The sequence below is a fragment of the Thalassospira mesophila genome, from assembly GCF_002115755.1.
Taxonomy (GTDB): Bacteria; Pseudomonadota; Alphaproteobacteria; order Rhodospirillales; family Thalassospiraceae; genus Thalassospira; species Thalassospira mesophila.
Genome location: NZ_JFKA01000001.1, coordinates 395,605 through 422,163, shown reverse-complemented (window position 1 = coordinate 422,163; position 26,559 = coordinate 395,605). Strand labels below are relative to the sequence as shown.

The window sequence follows — 26,559 nt, the reverse complement described above, 5'->3', positions numbered from 1 at the left end:
CAACGCTATCAGCGTAAATCAGCCAATGCAGGCATTAAAAATCAATACAGCGCCCTTTATGTTCCCAATCGCCGAAACGGGTGGGTTCGGGGCCTTTGGGGCCGCCAATTTCGCGCTGGGCGGCTTCGCGAAAGGCTTTGGCTTCGGCGAGGGCATTAATCGCATCTTGCGACAAAACCGGTGCATCTGCCGCCATATCGGGCGCGTCACTGGCACCCGCAACGGTGCTATCTGCTGCCTTTTCGTCATCCTTGGTTGCAGGCGATGCCGCATTGGGGACGGAACCTGTCGAGCGATGGATAACCGTTTCGCGGAATTTTCCGGCCATGGGAGCCTCCGATCAAAGCCGCGCGGGGCGGCGGTTTTTCAATACTGCCCAACAGATAGCGCCGCAGACCGCCAACGACAAGCCCCGGCTTCTGATGGCTGCCTTGTGATTGCCGCAAACTGGCTCTTTCCACCGGGGGTGAAAGCCGCTATTTCAAGCGGACGAGCAAAACCAAGGAGAAACCATGCGTTCAATCCCCCAGCGTATCGCCGAAGAACTCTCTGTCCGTCCCGAACAGGTCCTTGCCACCATTGCGCTTATAAATGAAGGCTCCACCGTGCCCTTCATCGCCCGTTACCGCAAGGAAAAGACCGGAGGGCTGGACGACACCCAGCTTCGCAATCTGGATGAACGCCTGCGGTACCTGACCGAATTGGAAGAACGCCGGTCATCGGTGATTGACAGCATCCGCGAACAGGAAAAACTGACGCCGGAGCTTGAAAAGGCCCTTATGGCCGCCGATACCAAGACCCGCCTTGAAGATTTGTATTTGCCCTATAAGAAAAAGCGCCGCACCAAGGCCCAGATCGCACGCGAAGCCGGGCTGGAGCCGCTGGCAGACGGGTTGTATCAAAACCCGCAGCTTGACCCCGAAACCGAAGCCGCCAAATTTATCGATGCTGAAAAAGGCATCGAAGATAGCAAAGCCGCCCTTGATGGCGCGCGCCAGATTTTGATGGAACGCTTTGCCGAAGACGCCGATCTGGTTGCCCGCCTGCGCCAGCTTTTGTGGGATGACGGCGAAATTACCGCCAGCGTCATTGAAGGCAAGGAAGCCGAAGGCGCGAAATTTTCCGATTATTTCAGCCACTCGGAAAAGATCAAAACCTGCCCGTCGCACCGTGCGCTGGCCCTGTTCCGGGGTCGCAACGAAGGCATTTTGCAAATTAAACTGACCCTGGGCGCCGAAGACGAAGACCGCCCGCGCGGTGAACCGGGCCGGGGCGAAACTGTTATTGCCGCCCATGTCGGTATTCGCAACCAGGGCCGCCCGGCCGATAAATGGCTGTCCGATACCGTGCGCTTTACCTGGCGTGTCAAACTGTCGCTGTCGATCGAGCTTGATTTGTTTGGCAATTTGCGCGACAGCGCCGAAGAAGACGCCATCAAAGTATTCGCCGACAATTTGAAAGACCTGCTGCTTGCCGCCCCGGCCGGACAAAAAGCCACCATGGGGCTGGACCCGGGGGTTCGTACCGGCGTTAAGGTTGCTGTGGTCGATGCCACCGGCAAGCTGGTCGATACCGCCACGGTTTATCCGTTCCAGCCACGTAACGATGTCCAAGGGTCGATCAACACCTTGGCCGCATTGGCCGCCAAACACAAAATCGAGCTGATTGCGATTGGCAATGGCACGTTTTCGCGCGAGACAGACCAGCTCGCTGGCATGTTGCTTAACGCCTTTCCGCAGATCAAGGCCACCAAGGTTATTGTCAGTGAATCGGGCGCATCGGTTTATTCGGCATCGCAATTTGCCGCCGAAGAGTTTCCCGATCTCGATGTGTCGCTGCGCGGCGCAGCCTCGATTGCGCGCCGCTTGCAAGACCCGCTGGCCGAGCTGGTGAAAATCGATCCCAAATCAATTGGTGTCGGCCAATATCAGCATGATGTGTCAGATGCAAAACTGGCCCGCTCGCTTAATGCCGTGGTCGAGGATTGCGTCAACGGCGTAGGCGTTGACCTTAACACTGCCTCTATCCCGCTTCTTACCCGCGTTGCCGGGCTTAGCGAAGGGTTGGCGCGCAATATCGTCACCTACCGCGATGTCAACGGGGCCTTTCGCTCGCGCGCCGATTTGCGCAAGGTTGAACGGCTGGGGCCAAAAGCCTTTGAACAATGCGCCGGTTTTTTACGTATTCTGGGCGGTAAAAACCCGCTTGATGCCTCGGCGGTTCACCCCGAAGCTTACCCGATTGTCGAAAAAATCAGCCGTGAAAGCAGCCGCGACCTTGCCAGCCTGATTGGCGACTCGCCATTTTTGAAAACATTGCACCCCGAAAAATTCGCCGATGACGTTTTTGGCGTGCCCACCATCCGCGATATTCTGGCCGAGCTGGACAAACCGGGCCGCGACCCGCGCCCGGAATTCAAAACGGCGAAATTCATTGAAGGTGTCAATGAGATCAAAGATTTGAAAGTCGGCATGAAGCTGGAAGGCACGGTCACCAACGTCACCAATTTTGGCGCGTTCGTGGATGTTGGCGTGCATCAGGACGGGCTGGTTCATATTTCACAACTGGCCGACAAATTTGTCGCCGACCCGCGTGAAGTGGTGAAGGCCGGGCAAATCGTATCGGTGACCGTGATGGAAGTTGATGCGCCGCGCAAACGCATTGGCCTGTCAATGAAATCGGACCCCGATTACGAAGGGGCAGAAACCCGCCGCGAACAGCGCAGCCAACCAGCCAGCGCGCGCAATGGCAATGACCGGGGCGCGCAACGCCGCCCGGCAGGCAATGGCGGCGGCAATAACCGCGATGCCAACCGTGGGGGTGGCAATTCCCGCGCCAACATGTCGGCGGGCGATGCCGGTGGCAATGCTATGGCCGCCGCCCTGAAAGCCGCGATGGAACGCCGTAAATAGGCTGACATGCCCATGGGCAACAGGTGCAAGATTAAAAGCTTGGCGGCGGGGCAACGTAAAACGCGCCCCGCCGTTATTTTTTGGTCGCCGACATTCCCCGCCCGAAAACAGCCAATTGACACATCGCGCCCCAACACCCATCTTGCAATTTCACCAAGGGGAGCCTCGACAGGGGGCTGAGAAACTGCCGCACGGACCATATCCGCAGCGCAGTGACCCGTTGAACCTGATCCAGTTCATACTGGCGTAGGGAGGGTGTGAACGCTGCTTTTTCGGCGTTTCTCCATCATTCCGGCTTCGAACTGGGTTTCCAAACATACTTGTATTGGAGCCTTAACATGACCACCGATGCCAGCCTTTCCCCGGCCAACCTTCTTGCCCGCCTGCGCGAAACATCGCCACTGGTGCAGTGCATTACCAATTATGTCGCAATGAATTTTGCCGCCAATACCTTGCTGGCGGCCGGGGCATCACCCGCGATGGTCCATGCACCCGAAGAATCAGGCGAATTTGCCGCCCTTGCCGGGGCGTTAACGGTTAATATCGGCACCCTGTCATCCGAATGGGTCGATGGCATGAAAGCCGCGGCGCAAAGTGCCAATCAGGCGCAAAAGCCCTGGGTGCTGGACCCGGTGGCCCATTTTGCCACCGCCTTTCGCCGCGACACCACGGCTGATTTGCTAAAACTTCGCCCCACCATCATTCGCGGCAATGCCTCGGAAATCATTGCCCTTGCGGGCGGGCAAAGTGCCGGTCAGGGGGTGGATAGTGGCGACCCGGTTGAACTGGCCGAAGACGCCGCGTGCAGCCTTGCCCAAACCCAAAATGCGGTGGTCGCCGTCACCGGCGCGGTTGATTTCGTCACCGATGGTACACGCAGCGTCCGAATTGCCGGCGGATCGCCATTGATGCCCAAAATTACCGCGATGGGCTGTTCGCTGACTGCACTGGTCGGTGCCTTTGTTGCCATCGCACCCGATGCCCCGTTTGAGGCGACGATTGCCGCCCTTGCCAGCTTTGCGGCTGCCGGTTCCCATGCTGCGCCAAATGCAAACGGGCCGGGAACCTTCATGATGCATTTCATCGATGCGCTTTATGCTCTCAGCCCCGAAACCCTCAACACCAATGCCCGAATTGAAATTCTGTCATGACCTTCGATCTATCGCTTTATCTGGTGCTGGACCGTGATCTGTGCCGGGATCATTCCGTAATCGAAACCACCGTTGCGGCCATTCGGGGCGGGGCGACAATGGTGCAACTGCGCGACAAAAATGCGCACACCGACGACATGATCAAAATCGGTCACGCCCTGATGGCCGCCATGGCAGGCAGCAACGTGCCGCTGATTGTGAATGACAATATCGAGGTGGCCCTTGCCATCAAGGCACACGGCTTGCACATCGGGCAAGATGACATGCCGGTTGCCCGCGCCCGCCAACAGTTGGGCGACGATAAAATCCTGGGTCTGTCGGTGGAATCGGAATCTGCGATGCAGGCTGTTGACCCGGCCCTCGTTGATTATATCGGCATCGGCCCGGTTTTTGCCACCGCAACCAAACCCGGCCACAAACCCGCCATCGGGCTTGACGGGTTAAAGCACCTTGTCGGGCTAAGCCCGCTTCCCGCCGTCGCCATTGGCGGGCTAAAAACGAAGCATGCCAACGCCGTGATGGCGACAGGGGCGCAGGGCATGGCCGTGGTTTCCGCTATTTGCGGCCAACCGGCCCCCGAAACTGCCAGCCGCACCCTCGCCGATGCCATTTTGGCGGCTTCTTCTGCCTCCTAACCTGCAAGCGGCCATTTCCACAAACACGGGGCCAAAGGCCTCGCCTGTCGCCCCGTGTTTACGCCAGCCCCGGCGCCTGTCTGAATATGGATTAAAAAGCTTCTGGCTTAAAATAACGACCCCCGCGTCTCTATTTTCACGAGCATTATTGGCTTTGATACAACGCCGTTAATTCGCAAAATTGGCCCTATAAGGCCGAAAATAAGGCAAAAACCCGTAAAATCGAAACATCCCGGCAAAAATCCTCGCAAACAAGCGGTTATCGGGCATTTTCGCGGCCCATATGCTGTTTTCACCTGAAAATATGGCATCGAATTGCCTCATTCGTGCCCCGAATAGCCCTTGATTGCCTGACATATTCGCAATTAACGACGATAAAAAAGGGCCGATACCGGCCCAAAGGCACCGTCAGGAACACCAAAGCCTGCCCCGGCATATATCGAACCGGAACATGCCAGACTGTTGCTTGCATTGCCGATTTATCGCACCAGACATTTTGCGAGGAGACGTCCATGTCGAAGTCTTTCCGCAGCAAACCGGTGGTTCTCGCCCTGATCGGTCTTTTGTCAGTGACGACAGCTGCCTTGGCTGCGATCAAGGTTGCCCCCAAAGCCGTAACAGATACGGTCACCGTCCAGTCCGATGCGCCGCAAGGTGAGGTCGTTTTGACCTATCCCGATGGCAGCATGGCCTTAAACAAAACCTGTGGCAGCTTCCCGTGCCAGCTTAATATCAGCAGCCTGCAAAAAGGCGAATATGGTGTCATGATCCGTCAAGGCACCGACATTCAAAATATGGTCAGCCTGTACAAGGAATAACCAATTCTGCAACCGCCTCGTTCGGGCGGTCTTTATCGTGACATCGGGCTTTGCAAACCTTTGGCGGCGCACGCCCTGCCACAGGGTCGTCGGGCTGAATTTCACGCCAGGCTCTATTACGAACCACGGTTTGCACAACAGGGTTTTGCGCCATCCATCGACCAAAATTCACCAAATAACATTTTTTCTGGAACGTTTGTTGTTCCATAGTGTTTTACGCAAAGAGGTTGCATCGCATGACGATGTTGCCCATTGCGAAAACAGTCCGCTGTCCTAGATAGAACGGACAGATCAATTTTCGCACCCTGTTTAAGCAGGCTGGAAGCAAAATTACCGCGTAACAACAGGTTGCACGGCAATTTAACTTTCACACAAACGCCAAATGGGGATATGTTGCGGAAGCTTTGTGCGATCCGCACCGTGTAACGATAATGAACTTCGAGGTACTGTATCATGGCTCTTGAACTCCCGGCACTCCCCTATGCCTATGACGCGCTTGCACCGTATATGTCGGCTGAAACGCTCGAATTCCACCATGACAAGCACCACAATGCCTATGTCCAAACCGGCAACAAACTGCTGGAAGGTTCGGGCCTTGAAGGCAAGTCGCTCGAAGAACTGGTTTTGGCAACCTATGCCGACAAATCCAAAGGCAAGCTGTTTAACCAGGTTGGCCAGCATTGGAACCATATCGAATTCTGGAAAATGATGAAGCCGAATGGCGGTGGCAACATCCCTGGTGAACTCGAAAAGAAAATCATTGAAGATTTCGGCTCGATCGAAAAATTCAAGGAAGACTTCACCGCCGCTGGCGTTGGCCAGTTCGGTTCCGGCTGGGCCTGGCTCGTGCAGGATAAAGATTCTGGCAAGCTGACCACCACCAACAGCCCGAATGCCGAAAACCCGCTGGTAACCGGCCATAAAGTGCTGCTCGGTTGCGATGTGTGGGAGCATTCCTATTACATCGATTACCGCAACAAGCGCCCGGATTACCTCAAGGCATTCCTCGACAATCTGGTAAACTGGGAATATGTCGCCGAGCGTTTCGCCTAAGGCAAACCAAGCGATATAACCGGTTAAGAATGAAAGCGGCCTTCTTTGGGGGCCGCTTTTTTCATGCCAGAAATGAAAACCCGTCCGGCCATTAGAGCATGTTTCCTTTAATAAGACCCATTCTGCCCGCGCATTCTGCTGCTCGACAAGGAGAAGTCCGCAGGGCGTAACGGGGTTACGGACAAGGATTTCGACGTAGCCGAGCAGCAGAATGCGCGGGCCCGTAGGGTTTAATTTTGACGGCATTTGGCGGCGTTACACCGCTTGCCCGATGCGCCGCATCGCGCGGCACGCTGTGCCTTGCCAAACGGCACGTCAAAATCAAACAAAATGGGTCTTATTAAAGGAAATATGCTCTACGCCATGTGTGCAAAATGGCAATGATCGTCATACAAAACACCGCCGACAATCGCTGTCGGCGGTGTTTGAATATCACGCGGTTAAGCCAGTCTGATCAGACAAATCAGATATCGAACTTAATCCCCTGTGCCAGCGGCAATTCGCGGGAATAGTTAATCGTGTTGGTTGCGCGGCGCATATAGCCCTTCCAGGCATCCGAACCAGATTCACGGCCACCGCCGGTTTCCTTTTCGCCGCCAAACGCACCGCCAATTTCCGCCCCCGACGGGCCGATATTGACATTCGCAATCCCGCAATCCGAGCCAACAGACGAAAGAAACAGTTCGGTTTCACGAAGATCGGTTGAGAAAATGCATGATGACAGGCCCTGCGGCACACCGTTTTGAAGCGCAATGGCTTCTTCCAGCGTTTCATAGGTCATGACATAGAGGATTGGTGCGAAGGTTTCGTGTTTGACGGTGTCAGTCTGGCCCGGCATTTCAACCACAGACGGCCGCACATAATAGGCATCGCCATATTGGTCTTCCAACACACGTTCGCCGCCATGTACTGTGCCACCGTCCTTTTTGGCATTGGCAAGGGCGGCCTGCATATTATCGAAGCTGTCCTTGTCGATCAGTGGCCCAACCAGTGTGCCATCCGCCAGCGGATCGCCGATTTTGACCGATTTATACGCCGCAATCACCTTGGGCAGCAGGTCGTCTTTGACATCTTTATGTACGATCAAACGGCGAAGCGACGTACAACGCTGGCCACAGGTGCCAACGGCGGAAAACACAATCGCGCGGACCGTCATGTCCAGATCGGCCGACGGGGTAACGATCATGGCATTGTTGCCGCCCAGTTCCAGAATGGTGCGACCAAAGCGGGCCGCCACACGCGGACCAACTTCGCGGCCCATACGGGTGGAGCCGGTGGCCGATACCAAGGCCACATCATTGCTGTCGGTCAGGGCTTCGCCAATGTCGCGCGCGCCAATCACAACCTGATGCAGACCTTCGGGCGCGTCACCGAAACGGTCCAGCGCCTTTTGGAAAATGTTCTGGCACGCAAGTGCGGTAAGCGGGGTTTTTTCCGACGGTTTCCAAATCACGGCATTACCGCACACCAGCGCCAGTGCCGTGTTCCACGACCAAACCGCAACCGGGAAGTTAAAAGCAGAAATAACGCCAACCACGCCCAGCGGATGCCAGCTTTCCATCATTTTATGACCCGGACGTTCGGACGCGATGGTCAAACCGTAAAGCTGACGCGACAGACCAACAGCGAAATCGCAAATGTCGATCATTTCCTGAACTTCGCCCATACCTTCCTGATATATCTTGCCGCATTCAAGGGCAACAAGGCGGCCAAGCGGTTCCTTGGCGGCGCGCAGTTCTTCGCCCAGCAAACGGGCCAGTTCACCGCGGCGCGGACCAGGCACCTGACGCCACTGTGAAAACGCCCGTTTCGCATTGGCAATGATGTCGCTCATCGCTGCCGGGTCGGTCTGCGCAATGCTCGCGATCTCCGATCCATCCACCGGGGTCTGGACCTTTAAGGTTCCACCCGAAATGACATCATCGGTCAGGCCGAGTTCGCTCAGTATCTTTGCATGGCTCACAATAAGCTCCCTTTCCTTTTGGTTCTGTTGGGGTGATTTGCCAATTTAACGTCCTGTTTTGTCTTGCGGCCCTTGGTGCGCTTATTGCACATCGGCAAGGGCCGGTAAAAGACGCCCGATAATCTCGAACGCTTCATCGACCTGATCAAACGGGATCGTCAAGGGTGCTAAAAGACGCACCACATTGGCATATTCACCACTTGGCATTAACAATAGCCCGTTCTGACGGGCCAGTTGCAATAAAGTTTGCAGTCGTTTGGGTGACGGCGCACCGTCATCATTAACCAGTTCAAAGGCCCGCATGGCACCAATGCCACGCACAGCCCCAATCACATGTCCGCCCGGCAACAGGCGCAGTTTTTCAACATGATCCACATATCGCTGACCCAGTTGATTGGCCCGGGACAGGATATTTTCGTTTTCCAGCGCCACGAACACGCCGGTTGCCGCCGCGCACGCCACCGGATTGCCCGAATAGGTGCCGCCAAGGCCGCCCGGTGCCATCGCGCTCATCACATCTTGCGCCCCGGTTAAGGCGGCAAGCGGAAAACCGCCGCCAATTCCCTTGCCCATCACCACAATGTCGGGGCATACCCCGGCATGTTCGATGGCAAACAGTTTGCCCGTACGGGCAAAGCCGGACTGAATTTCATCGGCGATTAAAATCATACCGTGCTGGTCGCACAAATGACGCAGGCTTTGCAAAAACGCGGTCGAACAGGTGCGAAATCCGCCCTCGCCCTGCACCGGTTCAATCACCACTGCCGCAATTGATTGCGGTTCGGCAACAACCTTGAATATCCGGGCGATTGCGGCTAGCGCATCCGCATCTGATATATCGGCTTCACGGCAAGGATATGGCACATGATGCACATTGCCCGGAAGCACACCCAGCCCGACTTTATAAGGGGCAACCTTACCGGTTAACGCCAAAGTCGCCAATGTGCGGCCATGAAACCCGCCGTCAAACGCAATAACACCGCTGCGCCCGGTAAAGGCCCGCGCCAGCTTCAGGGCGTTTTCCATCGCCTCGGCCCCGGAATTGGTCAACATCGATGTTGCCGGGCCTTCGATCGGGCAATGGTCGGCCAGCCAGTCGGTCACGGCGATATAGGGTTCATGGGGCAGCGCGTTAAAGCAGCTATGGGTAAAGCGGTCCAGCTGGGCGGCGACCTTTGCCATTACTGCCGGGTGGCGATGGCCCAGCGTTAAAACGCCAATGCCACCCACAAAATCCAGGTAACGTTTACCATCACAATCCCACACCACGGCATTTTCGCCCCGGTCGATATAAACCGGGTGCAAGGTACGAATGCCGGCCGCAACCGACTGTTTTTGTCGGTTGGCAAGGCTTGATGAAACGGCAATATCATCGCGGGGCATGGTCGGTGGCTCCGGTTAAATCTGGGATGAACGGCACAGGCAAAACCGTTCTGTTTCCTGTTTCACAAGGCTTGTTTTTATATCGTAACGTCAGATCACATTAAGCTCGCGCACCGGGGCATTATCGCGCACCCGCTGATAACCAAACACCGACATATCAAGCGTTTGATAGCGCCCCGTTGCCACCAGTTCGCCCAGCGCGCGGCCCACAGCCGGGCTTTGTTGCAACCCATGGCCGGAAAAACCATTGGCAAACAGAAAATTGGGGACATCGGGATGCGGGCCAACAATGGCGTTTTGATCCAGCAGGTTATAGGCATAATGCCCGGCCCAGGAATTAATCACTTTAACCGCTTCAAACCGTTCGCAACGCTGATACAGGCCCGGCCAGATGATGTCGTCAAACAGGCTGTGATCAACTTCGAAATCCCAGCATTCACCATCGCGATCCGCCGGGGGCTGAATGCCGGTAATGAAATAGTCGCCTTCGGGGCGAAAATACAGGCCGCTTGGGTCAATCAGCATCGGGCATGTGGCCACAATATCGGCGGCATCGCGGCAGTTAAAAACAAAAATGCAGCGCTTGCGCGGCTCAACCGGGATATCAAGCCCGGCCATGCGGGCCACTTTGGTCGCCCCGGTGCCAGCGGCATTAATGACAGTGCCGCAGCTAAATTGCCGCCCATCGGCCAATGTCACGCCGGTAACACGGTTACCGTCGCGCAAAAGGGCTGAAACTTCACCCTCCACGATATCCGCCCCACGCAGCTTGGCCTGACGACGAAAAATTTGCAGCAGGGAATAGGCATCAAACCAGCCCTCGCCGGTGCGCCCCCAGCAACCGGCAGATAAATCATCAACGCTCATCCACGGGTATTTCGCCTTAAGCTCACCTGGTTCCATCCAGGCAATATCGGCCCCGTGGGCCAACTGGGTTTGATGGTTATGGGTTAAAATATCGCGGCCATCAGGGGTGGCAAGCACCAGATACCCCTTTTCATGCAGGGCAATATCCGCATCCGGGTCCACATCGCGTTTCAGGTTACGCAAAAACTCAATGCCATAACCCGACATTTCAATATTGATCGGGGTTGAAAACTGCTGGCGGATCGAGGCCGCAGAAAGAGCGGTCGAGCAAAATTCATAGCTGGAATCCTTTTCGATCACCAGCACCCGGCCATCAAAATCATTGCGCCCCAAAAGATGCCACGCCGCCGAGCAGCCAATAACCCCGCCGCCAACAATGATGACATCGTAAAATTCGCCGCTCACACCCATAAAAGCCAACTTCCCGATAATGATAACGAATTCAAAACAAACCTTGGTTTGCCCAAATTTCACTGGTTTTATTGTTATGCGTCCCATCTTATGCCGATGGGACCTGGCCGTAAAACAGCCGATGTTTTTCGACCCGAAAAGCGGACTTGCGACGTGATCGTGCCGGGTATGTCACGGGGTTGGTGGGGCCAAACCACGAAGGCCAAAGGGGCCATGACAGATGCGATACCCACAGGAAACATAACGGCAGACCGTGTGCCGCATCTTTCCATTTTATCGCTATCAAAACCTTGCAATCATCACGCGGGCGGCGCGAGGGCGCTTTCCGGGCCGCTCACACGCTAGGCCTTGGCGCGGCGGGCAGCAAACGATATATTGGCACGATATCATTCCGTTTTGGAATGAGCTTAGCCAATGGAAGTTCCCGCCGATGCGTCGCGTTTTACCGTCCCTGACCGCCCTTCAGTTTTTCGAGGCATCGGCCCGACACCTGAGCTTTACCAAGGCCGCACAGGAGCTCAACGTGACCCAAAGCGCGATCAGCCGCCAGGTAAGATCGTTAGAGGAATATCTGGGGCGGGACCTGTTTCGTCGCATTCGCCAGCGTCTTAAACTTACGCCTGCGGGCGATGCCTATGCCGCCCAGGTGCGCGACCTTTTGGACCGCGCCGAAGCCGCCACCTTGCAGGTTATGGCCTATAGCGGCGAAGGCGGCATGTTAAATGTGGGCACCCTGCCCACCTTTGGCGCGCGCTGGCTGGTACCGCGTCTGGGCGATTTTCGCGCCGCCTGGCCCGATATTCAGCTAAACCTGATCACGCAAATCCGCCCGTTTGATTTTGCCGAGGAAGCAATTGATATCGCCATTCATTTTGGCGAGGCCAATTGGCCGGGCTGCGTTTTTCACCGCCTGATGGGTGAAACCCTGATCCCGGTATGTGCGCCCAAACTGCTAAAAGACAACGACGATTTACCCATTGCGCGCGACCGCATTCGCAATTGCACGCTTTTGCAACATGCCACCCGTCCCACCGCCTGGCAGGACTGGCTAAAAGCCGCCGGTGTACCCGCCGTTGATGACCTGGCGGGTCCCCGGTTTGAGCATTTTCATATGGTGATACAGGCCGCCGTTGCCGGGCTGGGACTGGCCTTAATGCCGGAATTTCTGGTGCGCGAGGAACTGGACAATGGCCGCCTTCTGGCCCCGTTTGATCTGAGCATCCCCAGCCATCATGCCTATTACGTTGTTTACCCCGAAGAAAAGGAAAGCACCTTCGCCGTGCGCGCCTTTCGTGACTGGATATTAACCGCCAGCGGCAATAGTCCCGTGGGCCGGGTTAGCCGGGTTAATGGTGAAAATCAATATGATGGGCCGATACTTACAGGCGCTTGAACTTCGTTTTTGATTGCGCCAGCCCCCGCCCACCCCTAATGTTTTTTCAGCCCGAAGCACATAGATAACAAAGACGGGCAGCAAATTGATCAATCGGGGTAGTGTGAAGGGGAATGACTTTGTCGGTCGTGGAGAGCAACCTGCATCAGTTTCAGATCGAAACTGAAGACTTTGTGAAATTTCAACGCGTGTCAGACGTTGTTTTTGCCCCGATGGGACAACGGGCAAAGCAGTTTTATCAGATAATCGCTGATAATTCCGGCGTAAAAACCGATGATGCCCAACGTGAAAAGCTTGTTTCGCTGCTTGAAACCCACTGGACCCGGATTTTTAGCGGCAAAATTGACCGCAAACTAGGCGATCAGGCCGCCGAACTGGCAGGTTTACACGCCAAATCCGGTATATCCCCCGCCACCGTCATCCTCGCCATGTCCAATGTGCAACAATCGCTGAGCAGTGCCATTTTTGGCCGCTTTCGCTGGAATGTTGGCCAGGCAGGGGCGCTGGTAACCCTTGCCAATGCCGCCCTGATGTTTGATCTGAATTTGTTGCTAACCGGGAATGAAGCGGCGGGCGGCAAACCAGCCGGGCAAAGCAGAGCGCGAAACGCCCTGTCGGAAACCGAATTTGCCGACAAATTAATGGACCGCACCATGGATATGTCAGTTGCGATCAATGAAGGGGTTATTTCCAACGCCAAAATGATGGGCGGCCTGCAACAGGTCGATGATCGGGCACGCTCCATTTCCAGCGCGGTTGATGAAATGGTCGCTGGCATTAACAGCATTAATGAAAACAGCAGCTTTGCGGCCGCCAACGCCGCCGAAGCCATTGAAGCCACCCGCAATGGCCAACAAACCGTATCAGACGCCGTTGCCGGGATGGACGACATTGCCACCGCTGTTTCCGATGCCGCCGAACGGGTCGGCATTTTGGCCGAAGCATCGGAACGGATTGGCGAAATTGTGCAATCGATTGAAGATATCGCGAGTCAGACCAACCTTTTGGCCTTAAATGCCACCATCGAAGCCGCCCGCGCCGGCGAAGCGGGCAAAGGGTTTGCCGTGGTCGCGGGCGAGGTAAAATCGCTAAGCCAGCAAACAGCGCGCGCGACCGAGGAAATTCGCCAGCGTATTGGCAATTTGCAGGAAGAAATGCGCAACATTGTCGAGGCCATGGCACGCGGCACACAGGCGGTAACCAACGGCCAGCAAGTGATTGGCGAGGTTTCAACCCGGATCGAGGATATCGGCGTGAAAATGGGCGATTCGACCCGTCGGATCGAAGACATTTCCCACATTCTGGCCGAACAAACCCGATCGGCCGATGCGGTGCAAAGTGGCATTGCCGAAATTGCCAGCCAAACCGGTGATCAGGTCAGTGCCATTCGCACGATCATTGACGTGATTGGCAATGTGGAAAAGCTGATCGACGTGCAAATCAGCGAACTGGTGCAATATGAAATTCCCAACCGTACCATTCGCAGCGCGAAGGCCGATCATTCGGTTTATTGCAAACAAATCGCCGAAATTCTGGCCGGTCTTGCCAGCGAACATGACCCGGCCATGAGCAAACCCGCCACCTGCCGCTTTGGCAAATGGTATGACGGCCCGGCATCCGAGCCCTTCCGCCACCTGAGCGCCTATAAGGCCATCCGCGCCCCGCACCAGACCCAGCATGACGAAGGCGCTGCCGCCCTTGCTGCCTGGCGCAAAAAGGACATGGCAACCGCGCAAGCACACTTTGCCCGCATGGAAACCGCCACCCGCGACCTGCTTGACAAACTGGGACAGCTTGCCGCCGAAGCCCGGTCTATTACCCAGCACTGAGCGTTAACGGCTAACCGGCGCATTGCTGCTAACCAGAATATCGCGGGCACCATCGGGGTCCGCAATCGCCCGGATCGGGCTTTCAAACACATCACTAAGCAAATCGGGGCGCATCACCTGGTCTGTGGGGCCTTGGGCGACAACTTTTCCCTGGCGTAGAACCACCACCCGGTCAGCATAGCCACTGACCTGGTTGAAATCATGCAAGATCATAAGAACACCGGTTTTATGGTCCTCTGCCTCGCGGCGCGCAATCGCCAGCAACCCCTGCTGATGGCCGATATCCAGCCCGGCTGTCGGTTCATCAAGCAACAAAAACCGCGCCGATTGGCTGGTGGTGTTGTTTGGCATCCCCCAAAGCTGCACCAAGGCGCGCGCCAGATGCACCCTTTGTTTTTCCCCACCAGAGAGGGCCGGATAGGCATGATCCGCCAAATGCCCGATATCGGCCAATAAAATGGCTTTTTCCACCAGATCGCGGTCGATGTGACGCGACGAAATTTTGCGAAATGGTGCCCGGCCCAGCATCACCACATCGCGCACGATAAAGGGAAACGCCATAGCCGCCGCCTGTGGCATCACCGCCCGGTTTTGTGCCAACACAAGGGCGGGCACATGGCCAATATCAACCCCGTTTTGAGTGACGCGCCCACCGGCCGGGGCCAGTTCGCCCGCCAGAACCTTTAATAAGGTCGATTTACCCGCCCCGTTGGGGCCTAAAACCGCCAAAACCTCGCCGGGATGAAGGGTTATCGACACATCATCGAGCAAGGCCCTCCCCCGCACCTCAAAACGCACGTTTTGCGCACACAGGGTCATATCCGCCGCCTTTTCTTTTCGCGCATCAACAGCCCCAAAAAGAACGGCCCGCCCAATATTCCGGTCACCAGCCCTATTGGCAATTCGGCGGGCAACACAATCACCCGGGCCACGGCATCGGCCCCGACCAGCAAAATCGCCCCGCATAAAGCCGACGCCGGAAGTACAATTTTGTTATCCGGCCCGCATACCAGCCGCACCAGATGCGGGGCCAGCAACCCGACAAACCCGATAATCCCCGAAACCGCCACCGCCGCACCAACAACAAGGGCGGTCATAATGGTCGCCCGGCGTTTTAAGGCCTCAACCTCCAGCCCCAAATGGCGGGCTTCGGCCTCGCCCAGCAAAAACAGGTTCAGGGGCGTGCCAAGGGTAAGCAAATATGCCACCCCGGCGGCCATCACCACAAGGGCAGGCACATCGGCCGGGCCATTGCCCGATAACGCCCCCATTTGCCAAAATGTCAGGCTGCGCAACTGGGCATCGTCGGCCAGATAGGTGAAAATCCCCACCCCGGCAATGGCAATGGCGTTAATCGCCACCCCGATCAGCAACATAATCGCGGCATCGGTATGGCCGTCCTGGCGCGATAAAACCCGGATCACAAACGTCGCCAGCCCCGCGCCTAAAAAGGCCGCCACGGGCACCCCATAGGGGCCAAACGCCACATAATGGCTGCCTAAAATGATATGCCCGCACACAATCATCGCAACGGCCCCGCACGCCGCACTGGCCGACACGCCAATAATGCCGGGGTCGGCTATCGGGTTGCGAAACAGGCTTTGCATCACCGTTCCGGCCACCCCCAAGGTTGCCCCAATGACAATGGCGCGTAAAATGCGCGGCAATCGCAGGCTATCTAAAACACGCGCGCTAAAATCATCCACCCCGCCTGCGGCAAGGCCAATTTTATACGCCAAATGCCATAATACTTTTACCGCGCCAATTTCCGCCCCACCCACACCAAGCGAGATCACCACGGCAAGCAACAATATGGTGAGCAATGCCAACAAGGACAGGGCCTTACGGTTAACCGCGCCCTGCCCGTGCCCCCTGATATGCAAAGCACACAGGACCCGGTACACCTGTTCTCGTGCCCAGTTCAGCGGTCCGCCCCCGGGTTGGCGTATGCGCAAAGTCATTTCCCGGCTTCGTCGCGATGAATTTGCGCCGCAAGATCGCGAATTTCACCGACAGACCGGGGACCAAACCCCAAAATGGTCGAGGCGGAAACCGTTAGCACATGCCTCGCTGCCACCGCCTTATGCAGGCCCAAAACCGGGTCGGCCTGCACCCCGGCAAGGCCGCCAAGCTGCGCCAGCGTTGAAGACATGACCAACACATAATCGGCATCATCGGTGGCAATAATTTCAGGCGATACAGGTTTAAAGCCGTCATAGCCCGCCATCGGGTTTTCACCACCAATCAATTCGATAATTTCATTGGCCGTTGTATGTGCCCCGGCTGACAAGGGCTGACCATGCCCGACCGACATCAAAAACACGATCTTCTTTCGGGCTGATCGGCGCGCATTGGCATGATGCGCCGCCATATCATGGATCGCAGCAATATCGGCTTTAACCTGGCCTGTTAATGCCTGCTCCTGATCGTTGCGACCCAACGCCGTTGCCGCCACCGAAATGGCATTGGGCAGGTTTTCAAGCGCGCTAAGCGACGGCAAAACAGTAACAGGAATACCAAGGGCACGCAGATTATCGAGAACCGGCGTCGGGCCGCTTTCGGCCACCGCAATAATCAAATCAGGGTTCAGGCTGATGATACCTTCTGCCGCCAGATTGCGCATATAGCCAACCTTGGGCAGGGTTTTAACCTGTTCGGGCCAGGTGCTGGTGGTGTCGGTGGCAATAACCGCGTCGCCCGCGCCAAGAGCAAATACAATTTCAGTCGCCGGTGCGCCAACCGTAACCACGCGCTGTGGCATATCGGCGGCAAAGGCCGGAAAACACAGGCCGATAAAGCCGACAATCGCGGCAAAAAGCATCACATAAAATCGCATATTATTACGCCCCCGCCGGGGTTGATTGCGGGTGTGCAAGGCGGGGCATCCCCTCGGCCAGTTTTTGCCATGCCGGGCTTTCAGCTTCTTTGGGCGCGCGTTGCCCACACAGGATGGCAAAGTTGTTTTGGTCGGCATCATAAAGCTCGATCGTGGTGATAACACCTTCGCGGATCGGCTTGCGCACCAGCCACATTTCAGCCAGATGGTCGGTCCGTAAATGCAGGGTAAAGCGCGGATCCATCACATTCACCCAGTTCTCCATCACCCGAATGGTGTTGATTGGCCCGGTATGAATTTGAATGGCACCCGCATTGCCGACAAACACCATGATTGGCAAGGCGCTGGCGCTGGTATCTTCCAGCAGGCGTTGGAATGTCGCCGGGTCCAGTGGCTCGGCAAATTCCGGCCCGGCCAGCCGCAATCCCTGATGGCGGCCAAGGTTAAAATCGTTCAGCAAGCCGTGAAACTGATGCACATCGGTCATGTTGCGCCAATGGGCGCGCCAGTTTTCAACATCGACCTTTTCATCCACCTGCGTCACTGGCGTGGGCAAGGGTGGCAAAACCGATATCTGCGCTGTTTGGTCGGCTGCGCGAAAATCCGTCACCAGCGCGTCAAAACCCGCACTGCTGGAGTGATCGGTCAGGAAAACTTTGTGGATCGCGGTACCATCGTGGCCAAAAAACTGCAAACTGCGCCGCCCGCGTGCTTCAACCGCAAAACCAAAGCCCCAATGGCCCAAAAACAGGCGTAAATCAACGTCACCGTTTAAAACCAGCCCCATGTCACCCTGAATGCTAACCGCGCCAAATGTACCGGTTTTTTCATGCACAACGCTGGGGTTACGGGTTAACACCATCACCTCACCCAGTTCTTCGAGACGCGAGATCACATCACCCCAATTAGCATCGATCCGGGTAACGGTGCTGCCACATCCCGCCGCGACCAGTTCGCCTTCACTGACGCCCAACTGCTTTGCAATATCAACGGCATATCCTTTGGCGGTTCCGGTCGCAAAGCCGTTCCAGGCATTAACAATGTCGGTTGAATTTGGTGTCATTTCGTCACTTTCCTGGCCATGATACATGTCTCATACGGCAAAACCGCCTGAACCCATGACGAACCAGCCCGTCTGATTTCTGAAACTTATTTTATTAATAACGATTATTATTATTAACAACAGCCAGTATGACCACAGGAGCCCGTAAAAGGAAAGGCATCGCGCTGATGGCAGCAGCCTGGAACAACGATAAACACCGATGCCCCGTCATTTTTGCCCACGCGCCGATTTGTTCCGGGCAAAACAAAACACCCCGCGGCTGAACCATCGGGGTGTTGAACGCTGGGAAGGTTTGGCATTATCGCGACACAATCTTGTCAGGCGACCCGGCCCTCAAACCGGCAACAAATTGCACCACCACCACCGCAAACAAAATAAACAGTGGTATCTGCCAGCTGTGCGAAAAGTCATGCAGCGCCCCAAACAGGACCGGCCCGGTTGCCGCCAGCAAATACCCCAAAGACTGGCACATGCCCGACAGTTTGGCAGATGTTTGCGGGTCCGCCCCGCGCAAACCTATCAGTGTCAAGGCAATGCTGATCATGGCGCCCTGGCCCAGCCCCATGCACATCGCCCACAGATAGGGCATGTCGGTGGTGGCAAAAACAAACCCGGGAATGCCAATGAATAACGGCAGATGCAAAACAATCATCGCCAGTTTTTTATGGGGAATGGCCGAATAAATCAGCGGGGCCAAAAATGCCGCCGGAATGCCAAACACATTAAAGACCGTCAGCAACGTTCCGGCCTCGGCATCTGACATGCCGGAATCAAGGAAGATTTTCGCAACCCATGCCGTGCCGGTATAAAATACCATCGACTGGCAGCCAAAAAACAGGCTCAGCCACCAGGCCTCGCCATTGCGCCACAACGATATGCGCGCCGGTGCGCCTTGCGCATGATGATGATAGCGCAACATCGGCAACCAGCAAATACAGCCAATTGCCGCCACAACCGCCCAAATACCCAGCGCATAACGCCAGTCACCCGCCATGCTGTTGCGCAACGGCACCGCGCTAAACGCGGCAATCGTGGCACCGCTGGACATCACAAAGGTGTAAAGGGCGGTAATCAGCGCGACCTTGCCCGGAAAACTGCGCCGCACCAGCGACGGGGTAAGCACATTCATCACGGCAATGGCGGCACCTAGCACAAGGGTACCAATCACCATCACGCCATATTGCCCGCTGGCACGTAATCCTTGCCCAACGGCCACCAGTGCCAACATTGCAACCAGCGTCGCCTCAAGGCCAAAACGTTGCCCCAAACGCGGCGCAAATATTGATAACATACCGAAACAAAGCACAGGAATGGTGGTGAGCAGCCCTAACTGCACCCCTGATAACTGCAAATCAAGACCAACGCTTTCGGCCAGCGGCCCCATCGCCACGATGCTGCCGCGCATGTTAAATGCCAGCAACAGCAAGGCTGCCAAAAACCCAAGATGGGGAACAAGACTGCGAAAACCGCGTTCAGCCGGGTCTGACGCGATCCGGTTCGAAGCAGGCGATTTGGTTTCAGACATGGAAAATACTGTCCGTTAAACAGGGCGATGTAATGCGCCCCGAAATTTTAATCAGGATAACAGGAAACATGGGCTGGTTGCGCCGATCTAGGCACCAACGCCAGTCAGGCCCGGCACAATCCCCCACAAAACCCGTGCGGCAATAACCAGAAACAGCACCGCAATCAGCCGTTCGATAATGCCGGAATTGCGTCGCAGCCATGGCAGAACCGCCCCGTGCGAAAAACCGATCGCCACCAGGCAATACCACGCACAATCAATGCCTGCCGCCGTCAGAGCCAGCCATATTTTAGAGGTCCAACTGGCATCAGCCGAAACAAACTGGCTAAACAAAGCCAGAAAAAACAAGGCGATTTTGGGGTTTAAAAACGCAATCATAAAGCCATCACGCGCCGCATGGCCCAAGGTATCGGCTATCGCGCCGGCGTGATTGTCGTTTTGGAAACGTGCGGCACTTCCCGCCCCGCGCCATGCCTTTATTGCCAGCCACGCCAGATAGAGCGCGCCCAGAATACTGACCGCTTCGCGAAAAACCGGCACGGTTTGAAACAACACGCCCAGGCCAGCCATCGTAATGACAGCATAAAACCCAATACCGGCCCCATGCGCCAGCGCACAGGCAAAACCGGCCTGGCGCGATTGCCCGACCGAATGGCGCAACACAACCGCCAGACTGGGCCCTGGTGTCATTGCCCCCAAAATACAGATGGTGGCAACCGACAGCCACGCAGTGAAAGTCATAACGTTTCCCCGGCACTTCTTTTTAAATGATTTGTGTAAGTGCCAGAAGGCTATCTGCCTGTGCAAACGGTTTCAACGCAAATGACGCCCTGCAGACGTATAGGCAAGCAACAACGCCACAATTTGCCCCAACTGCGCCCTATCTAGCGCACAAAGCCTGCTCAGATTAAACTGAAAGGCAAATTGCCGGCTTACGACGTGCCTTGCGCACCGGAACAATCGCACGGTCAGGCCGCACGCCCCTTTTTTCGGCCCGGCGCAACAGACTGCCTAAAATAGCCCGGCAATGTATCTTGCGGCTGTTTACGGCGTTGGTCCGGCGGGGTGATTTAACCGGGTTTTTAATCAGATACGCAATATTAGCGGGTGTGAAATACAAGGTGCTGTGCGCCGCCTCGCCAAAAGGAAAGCCAAAAAATGGCCCACAAGCCACTTCGTTTCGCTATCGGAATTTTCGTCCTCGGCCTTGGCGGCCTCCTTGCCAATCCGGCACAGGCCGACCCGCCTTCTTGGGCACCCGCGCACGGTTATCGGGCCAAAGGCGGGCAGGGTGACCATCATGGTAAAGGGCCTGATTTTCATAAAAAAGGCCCAGATTTCCATAACGGGCACGATTTTGGTGCCGATGGTTATGGCGACCTGTTTTTGCCCAATGGCAATATCTTGCAATGCAACCGCGACGTGATCGGTTCGATCCTTGGCGGTGTTGCCGGGGCGGCAGCGGGTTCCACCATCGGCAAGGGCGATGGCCGATTGCTGGCCACCATTGGCGGTGCCATTTTTGGCCTGCTGGCGGGCAACGCCATTGGATCGGGCATGGATGCCACCGACCAGGCCTGTGGCGGCTATGCGCTAGACCGCCTGCCCGATGGCCAAACCGCCGTCTGGACCAACCCCGACTCGAACCAGCAATATGGGATTACCCCGGTAAAAACCTTTCAGAATCAGAATAACCAGTATTGCCGCGAATATAACGCCACCGTCAAAATTGGCGATACACGCCAGCAAACCTATGGCACGGCTTGCCTGCAGCCCGATGGCACATGGCGCATCCTTTCCTAGAAAAGATACAGCAAAAATCAACCGGTACGCATCGCAAGCTCGCGTGCGTCCCGGATAAAATTGCGCCCTCAGGTTGAAATTTTCCCGGACAATCAAGGCCCTAACAGTAATGAAGTGACTTTGAAGTAAAACAGTTTACCTTTACGTCACCTTGCGCTACATTACGGCAACAACAAGACAAGAACAAAATCAACAAACGTCCAGGGAGGATTTCGTGGATAACAGCATCCTCGAAGCCGTCGAAGCCAGATTACCGCAATTGCGGGGCCTGAACGCCGTTATCGCCTTTGATTGTGGTGATGATGGCAGCATTGTTGTTGACGCCACCGGGCCCAGCCCGGAAATCAGCGATGATGATGTCGCAGATGCCGATTGCATCTTAAAGATTTCCCAAGCCAATTTGCAAAAACTGATCACCGGAAAACTCGACCCGATGCTGGCCTTCACAATGGGCAAGCTGAAGGTAAAGGGTTCGATGGGAATCGCAGCCAAGCTGTCTTCCATGCTGAACTGACGATTTTTCTGTTTTGCGACCGGGGTTGGGGAACTCTTATGTCACGTATTTTTTGGGGCGGTGTCGCAACCGCTTGCGCTATTTTTGCGATATTTTACACCGGCCTGCACGGTGCCAAAGCCGATGAAACCTTGAATTACAAGGTCTTCAAGGATGGCGACCCGATTGGTTTTGAAAAAGTGGTGCTGACCGATACGGCCGATGGCCAGATCGCACATATCACCACCGAAACCTCGGTTCAGGTCCTGTTTTTACAATTCCACTATCATCATAACCGCACGGAAACGTGGAAGGATAACCATCTGGTTTCGGTCAAAGCCGAAACCGACGATGATGGTTCGCCCTATGCGTGGCTGGCGGAATATGAAGGCGATTGTTACGAAGTCGCCGGCAAAGGTGTTCCACGCCGTGAAGAATGTAATGCGGCCTGGCCCCTGACACTGTGGCGCGAAGATATTACTGCCAAAACAAGCCTATACAGTGTTATCGACGCGGCACCCTATGCGGTGTCGGTCGCAAAAACCGTTGATACCAGCCTGACCATCGATAACCGCAATATTCCCGCAACCCACTATGTGATGACCGGGGATGTTGCCCGTGACCTTTGGTACGGCAAAGACGGTAAATTGCTGAAAACCAGCTTTAAGAAAAAGGGCTATGACATCGATTTTATCAGGGTCGATGCCCCATAAAGCCTGACCAATAAAAATGCGGGCGCAAAAAGCGCAACAGCACCGAAATCGTTTCTAGGGAGAAACAAATGACAAAGACGTTGAACAAAGCCTGCCTTGGTGCGGCCGTTTCGGGTGCCGCTTTGCTCGGTTCCCTTGCCATTGCAACCACGGCACATGCATCGGGTTTTCAGCTCCGCGAAGTTAGCGGCAGTTTGCAAGGTTCATCCTATGCGGGCATGGCAACGCAAAGCGATGATGCCTCGCAAATCTTTTTTAACCCCGGCAATGTCGGGCAGATCAAAAACTCAACCTATAGCGTCGGCGGCAGTCTGGTGATGCCAAATGTTAAGCTCAAAAGCGGCACCGCAAGCTCTGGCACACTAACGACCGCTCCCTTGGCGGGCGGTGTGCAAAACGCCACCTATGGTGACATGGGGCAAGACGCGTTTGTGCCCAATGCCCATGCCGTATGGACCTTGACCGACCAGCTTAATTTTGGCATCTCGCTGACATCCCCCTGGGGCCTTGTCACCGATTATGAAAGCGATTTTGCCGGTCGTTTTTTTGGCACCACATCGTCTATTAAAACCACCAACGTCAAACCGGTTCTGGCATATCGTTTCGATAACGGATTATCGATCGGCGCTGGCGCTCAGCTGCAATATATGGATGCCCGATTGGCAAAAGCTGTCGGTTATGGCTCCGGCGAAGGTAACGGCGATGTAACCGGTAACGACCTTGCCGCTGGCTGGACCGCCGGTATGAACTGGGAAATTATGCCCGGCACCCGTCTTGGCGCGTCCTACGTTTCTGACATCACCCATAACCTTAAAGGCGACATCAAATTTGATTCCGCCGCTCAGGCAGGGGGTTACCGCAATCAGTCCGCAACAGCCGAGGTCACAACCCCTGAATATGTCACCTTTGGCATCGCCCAGGATGTTGGCGAAAAATGGACGGTGATGGCGGATGGCCAGTGGACCAACTGGAATTCAATCAACGTTTTGCAGTTCAATTATGGCGGCGACACCAACGTTAACTTCCCCGGCAGTCAGTCCTCCTCGGCGGATGTTTATAACTGGGGCAGTTCGTGGTTTGCATCCCTTGGTGCCAAATATCGTTACGACGAAAACTGGACCTTCCGGGGCGGTGTTGCTTATGACGAAACCCCGATTTCAGACGAGCATCGCTCCGTTCGTATCCCGGATTCGAACCGGTACTGGGTATCCTTGGGCACAACCTACAAGGCGGCTGACTGGGCCGATATCAGCCTTGGTTACACCCACATTTTTGCCCACGCTGCCAAGGTCAACCTGAGTGACTCGAATGTCGGTTCTTTCACCGGCAACTACGAATCAAAGGTCGACATTATCGCGCTACAGGCGAAATTCCAGTTCTGATCCTGTATAATACCGGTACGGTCGTTTCCTGATGGATCGCACCGTACCGGGTTTTTTTGCCCCGAAAGTGACGTTAACGTAATGGAGTTAACGCGGATGATCCAAATGAACATTCAACAAGCCGCCTCCGCCGCCCCGGGTGTCGATATGGTTACACCGCTTAAACCCCGGCTGGTCCATGACATTTTTGATGACGCGGCCCGGCTTTATGGCAACCGGCCCTGTATCGATTTTCTTGGCCGGATTTACGATTATCAGGACATCGCCGAACAGATCGACAAAGTTGCCGAAGGGTTTCACCAGCTTGGCGTGCGCAAAGGCGACAAGGTGGGGCTTTGCCTGCCCAATACCCCGTATTACGTGGTTTGTTACTATGCCGTATTGAAATGCGGCGGTGTGGTGGTCAATTTCAATCCGCTGTATGCCAAACGTGAAATCGCCTTTCAGATCAATGATTCCGGTGTGCGGATCATGGTCACCCTGAACCTGAAACAAATTTATCCCAAGGTCGCCGCCTGTCTGGATGAAACCAGCCTGCGGCGCATTGTCGTTTGCGAAATGAGCGACATTTTACCCGCCGTTAAAAGCGTTCTGTTTTCGCTGTTCAAACGCAGCGAACTGGCCGATGTGCCCCATGATTTGCGCAATATTCCCTATTCGCGCCTTGCCAATTGCCCGCCCTTGCAAAAGGCCTGCGGGGCCACGCCCGATGATCTGGCGGTTTTGCAATATACCGGCGGCACCACCGGTCGCCCCAAGGGTGCGATGCTGACCCACGCCAATCTAAGTGCGAATGTCGAACAGCTTACCCGCTGGATGCCCAATGCCCGGCCGGGGCAGGAAGTAACCCTGTGTGTTTTGCCGTTTTTCCATGTTTTCGCCATGACGGTCGCACTTAACACCTCGGTTAATCTGGGCGCAGAGCTGGTGTTGCAACCCCGGTTTGAACTTGAGGCCCTGCTAAAGGCGCTAGACCGTAAAAAAATCACCATTTTCCCCGGTGTGCCCACCATCTACACCGCGATTAACAATTCCCACGAAACGGTGAAATACGATCTTTCATCGGTTCGCTGTTGTATTTCGGGCGGTGCCCCCCTGCCGGTCGAGGTTAAACACCAGTTCGAAGACCTGACCGGTGCCAAACTGGTTGAAGGTTATGGCCTGTCAGAAGCCAGCCCGGTTTGCACCTGTAACCCGCTTTTGGGCACCAACAAGGAAGGCTCGATCGGGATTCCCATGCCTGGCTCCGGGGTTGAAATACGATCGCTGGACGACAAAAGCCGTGTCCTGCCCGATGACGAAAAAGGCGAACTGTTTGTTCGCGGCCCACAAGTGATGACCGGCTACTGGCAAAACCCCGACGAAACCGCCGCCTGTTTGAAAGACGGCTGGCTTGCCACCGGCGATGTTGGCTATCGCGACCACGAAGGCTACCTGTTTTTGGTCGACCGCCTGAAGGACGTTATTATGTGCGGCGGATATAACGTTTATCCGCGCGCCATCGAAGAAGCCCTGTACCTGCATCCCGATATTGCCGAAGTCACCGTCATCGGTATTCCCGATTCCTATCGCGGGCAGGCCCCCAAGGCATTTGTGCGATTAAAGGACGATGCCGATCCGCGTTCTGTCACCCCTGAAACATTACGGCTGTTTTTGGAAGACAAAATTTCGCGCATTGAAATGCCCCGCGAGATCGAATTGCGCGACGAATTGCCCAAAACCATGGTTGGCAAATTGTCGAAAAAAGAACTGATCGACGAAGAACGCATAAAGACCGCCGCACGCCCCTGACAGGCCATTCGACACGGCGAAATGACAGAAAAGAAAAATCAATGTGACGTTAACGTAAACTTGTTGACGTATAGATAAAAAAATGCACCAATAGGGTCAGAAAATGACGGATCATGACAACCGGATCTATACCGTTCCCGAACTGGCAAAGGATTTGGGCGTCACCCCGCGAACCATTCGATTTTACGAACAAAAAGGGCTGGTTTCCCCGCAACGCGCGGGCAGCACCCGGGTCTATACACGATCAGACCGGGCCAGAATACTGATCATTTTGCGGGGTAAGCGACTGGGTTTCAGCCTCAGCGAGATTGCAGATTATCTGGATCTTTACGGCGCAGACCCCACCCAGGCCGGACAAATCAGAATGTTGCTGGGCCGGGTTCGCAAACGGATGAAAGATTTGGCCGAACAGCGCCAGGCGCTGGATGTCACACTTGATGAATTGCGCGATATCGAACAGCAATCGATTGATGCACTTAAAGAAAAAGGACTCGATCCGGATACGGAATAAACCCGCACCGGCATCGCAGAGAAGCTC

General features: G+C 55.5%; 22 protein-coding genes, 1 pseudogene and 1 riboswitch. Of the genes and pseudogenes, 13 read left to right on the top strand and 10 right to left on the bottom strand.

Features of this window, described 5'->3' with window-relative positions:
- Window positions 1-34 precede the first annotated feature (34 nt).
- On the bottom strand, window positions 35-328 hold the full coding sequence (locus TMES_RS23235; RefSeq protein WP_245835165.1) for a DUF1674 domain-containing protein: 294 nt from the start codon (window positions 326-328) through the stop codon (window positions 35-37).
- Between the two features lie 184 nt (window positions 329-512).
- Between TMES_RS23235 and TMES_RS01955 the strand changes: the two genes are divergently transcribed.
- The 5 genes from TMES_RS01955 to TMES_RS01935 all read left to right on the top strand — a co-directional run bounded on the left by TMES_RS01955 (window position 513) and on the right by TMES_RS01935 (window position 6,569).
- Window positions 513-2,912, top strand: coding sequence for a Tex family protein (locus tag TMES_RS01955; protein WP_085578909.1), 2,400 nt, complete (start codon window positions 513-515; stop codon window positions 2,910-2,912).
- 146 nt (window positions 2,913-3,058) lie between these two features.
- A riboswitch (TPP riboswitch) is annotated at window positions 3,059-3,182 on the top strand.
- A gap of 68 nt (window positions 3,183-3,250) precedes the next feature.
- Complete coding sequence (gene thiM / locus TMES_RS01950) at window positions 3,251-4,063, top strand: hydroxyethylthiazole kinase (RefSeq protein WP_085578908.1); 813 nt, start codon at window positions 3,251-3,253, stop codon at window positions 4,061-4,063.
- Window positions 4,060-4,698, top strand: coding sequence for a thiamine phosphate synthase (gene thiE, locus TMES_RS01945; RefSeq protein WP_085578906.1), 639 nt, complete (start codon window positions 4,060-4,062; stop codon window positions 4,696-4,698). The genes thiM and thiE overlap by 4 nt, the downstream gene beginning before the upstream one ends.
- Window positions 4,699-5,210: 512 nt before the next feature.
- On the top strand, window positions 5,211-5,516 hold the full coding sequence (locus tag TMES_RS01940; RefSeq protein WP_245835164.1) for a hypothetical protein: 306 nt from the start codon (window positions 5,211-5,213) through the stop codon (window positions 5,514-5,516).
- Window positions 5,517-5,969: 453 nt separating this feature from the next.
- On the top strand, window positions 5,970-6,569 hold the full coding sequence (locus TMES_RS01935; RefSeq protein WP_085578904.1) for a superoxide dismutase: 600 nt from the start codon (window positions 5,970-5,972) through the stop codon (window positions 6,567-6,569).
- Window positions 6,570-7,032: 463 nt separating this feature from the next.
- On the opposite strand, the gene amaB is transcribed toward TMES_RS01935, so the two are convergent.
- The 3 genes from amaB to TMES_RS01920 form a co-directional block, all read right to left on the bottom strand.
- A complete protein-coding gene (gene amaB, locus TMES_RS01930; RefSeq protein ID WP_085578902.1) occupies window positions 7,033-8,532 on the bottom strand; it encodes an L-piperidine-6-carboxylate dehydrogenase in 1,500 nt (499 codons plus the stop codon).
- An 81-nt stretch (window positions 8,533-8,613) separates the two neighbouring features.
- Entirely contained in the window at window positions 8,614-9,915 is a 1,302-nt protein-coding gene (locus TMES_RS01925; RefSeq protein ID WP_085578901.1) for an aspartate aminotransferase family protein, read from the bottom strand.
- A 90-nt stretch (window positions 9,916-10,005) separates the two neighbouring features.
- Complete coding sequence (locus tag TMES_RS01920; protein WP_085579788.1) at window positions 10,006-11,193, bottom strand: NAD(P)/FAD-dependent oxidoreductase; 1,188 nt, start codon at window positions 11,191-11,193, stop codon at window positions 10,006-10,008.
- Window positions 11,194-11,623: 430 nt separating this feature from the next.
- On the opposite strand from TMES_RS01920, the gene gcvA reads away from it, so the two are divergent.
- Together gcvA and TMES_RS01910 are read left to right on the top strand one after the other, a co-directional pair.
- On the top strand, window positions 11,624-12,586 hold the full coding sequence (gene gcvA / locus TMES_RS01915) for a transcriptional regulator GcvA (protein WP_085578899.1): 963 nt from the start codon (window positions 11,624-11,626) through the stop codon (window positions 12,584-12,586).
- 113 nt (window positions 12,587-12,699) lie between these two features.
- On the top strand, window positions 12,700-14,415 hold the full coding sequence (locus TMES_RS01910; RefSeq protein ID WP_085578897.1) for a methyl-accepting chemotaxis protein: 1,716 nt from the start codon (window positions 12,700-12,702) through the stop codon (window positions 14,413-14,415).
- Between the two features lie 3 nt (window positions 14,416-14,418).
- Here the strand turns inward: TMES_RS01910 and TMES_RS01905 are convergent.
- The 6 genes and pseudogenes from TMES_RS01905 to TMES_RS01880 form a co-directional block, all read right to left on the bottom strand.
- Window positions 14,419-15,201, bottom strand: a pseudogene (locus TMES_RS01905) (heme ABC transporter ATP-binding protein); the annotation flags it as partial.
- A 29-nt stretch (window positions 15,202-15,230) separates the two neighbouring features.
- The gene (locus TMES_RS01900; RefSeq protein ID WP_245835163.1) at window positions 15,231-16,244 is read right to left on the bottom strand and encodes a FecCD family ABC transporter permease; all 1,014 of its coding nucleotides are present in this window, start codon (window positions 16,242-16,244) and stop codon (window positions 15,231-15,233) included.
- Window positions 16,245-16,372: 128 nt separating this feature from the next.
- A complete protein-coding gene (locus TMES_RS01895) occupies window positions 16,373-17,251 on the bottom strand; it encodes a heme/hemin ABC transporter substrate-binding protein (protein ID WP_158091171.1) in 879 nt (292 codons plus the stop codon).
- Window positions 17,252-17,255: 4 nt separating this feature from the next.
- Complete coding sequence (locus tag TMES_RS01890; RefSeq protein WP_085579786.1) at window positions 17,256-18,314, bottom strand: hemin-degrading factor; 1,059 nt, start codon at window positions 18,312-18,314, stop codon at window positions 17,256-17,258.
- Window positions 18,315-18,612: 298 nt separating this feature from the next.
- Window positions 18,613-19,839, bottom strand: coding sequence for a CynX/NimT family MFS transporter (locus tag TMES_RS01885; protein ID WP_085578889.1), 1,227 nt, complete (start codon window positions 19,837-19,839; stop codon window positions 18,613-18,615).
- Window positions 19,840-19,926: 87 nt separating this feature from the next.
- Window positions 19,927-20,580 (bottom strand): LysE family translocator, encoded by a 654-nt coding sequence (locus TMES_RS01880; RefSeq protein WP_085578887.1) that lies wholly within the window; start codon window positions 20,578-20,580, stop codon window positions 19,927-19,929.
- A gap of 417 nt (window positions 20,581-20,997) precedes the next feature.
- Between TMES_RS01880 and TMES_RS01875 the strand changes: the two genes are divergently transcribed.
- The 6 genes from TMES_RS01875 (at window position 20,998) to TMES_RS01850 (ending at window position 26,532) form a co-directional block, all read left to right on the top strand.
- A complete protein-coding gene (locus tag TMES_RS01875; RefSeq protein ID WP_085578885.1) occupies window positions 20,998-21,642 on the top strand; it encodes an RT0821/Lpp0805 family surface protein in 645 nt (214 codons plus the stop codon).
- 214 nt (window positions 21,643-21,856) lie between these two features.
- Window positions 21,857-22,156, top strand: coding sequence for an SCP2 sterol-binding domain-containing protein (locus TMES_RS01870; RefSeq protein WP_085578883.1), 300 nt, complete (start codon window positions 21,857-21,859; stop codon window positions 22,154-22,156).
- Window positions 22,157-22,194: 38 nt separating this feature from the next.
- Window positions 22,195-22,848, top strand: coding sequence for a DUF6134 family protein (locus tag TMES_RS01865; RefSeq protein ID WP_085578881.1), 654 nt, complete (start codon window positions 22,195-22,197; stop codon window positions 22,846-22,848).
- Window positions 22,849-22,916: 68 nt separating this feature from the next.
- Entirely contained in the window at window positions 22,917-24,230 is a 1,314-nt protein-coding gene (locus TMES_RS01860) for an OmpP1/FadL family transporter (RefSeq protein WP_085578879.1), read from the top strand.
- A gap of 96 nt (window positions 24,231-24,326) precedes the next feature.
- Entirely contained in the window at window positions 24,327-26,021 is a 1,695-nt protein-coding gene (locus TMES_RS01855) for a long-chain-fatty-acid--CoA ligase (protein WP_085579784.1), read from the top strand.
- Between the two features lie 103 nt (window positions 26,022-26,124).
- Window positions 26,125-26,532 carry a MerR family transcriptional regulator gene (locus TMES_RS01850; RefSeq protein ID WP_085578877.1) on the top strand — a complete coding sequence of 136 codons (408 nt, stop codon included), beginning with the start codon at window positions 26,125-26,127 and terminating at the stop codon, window positions 26,530-26,532.
- Window positions 26,533-26,559: the final 27 nt, after the last annotated feature.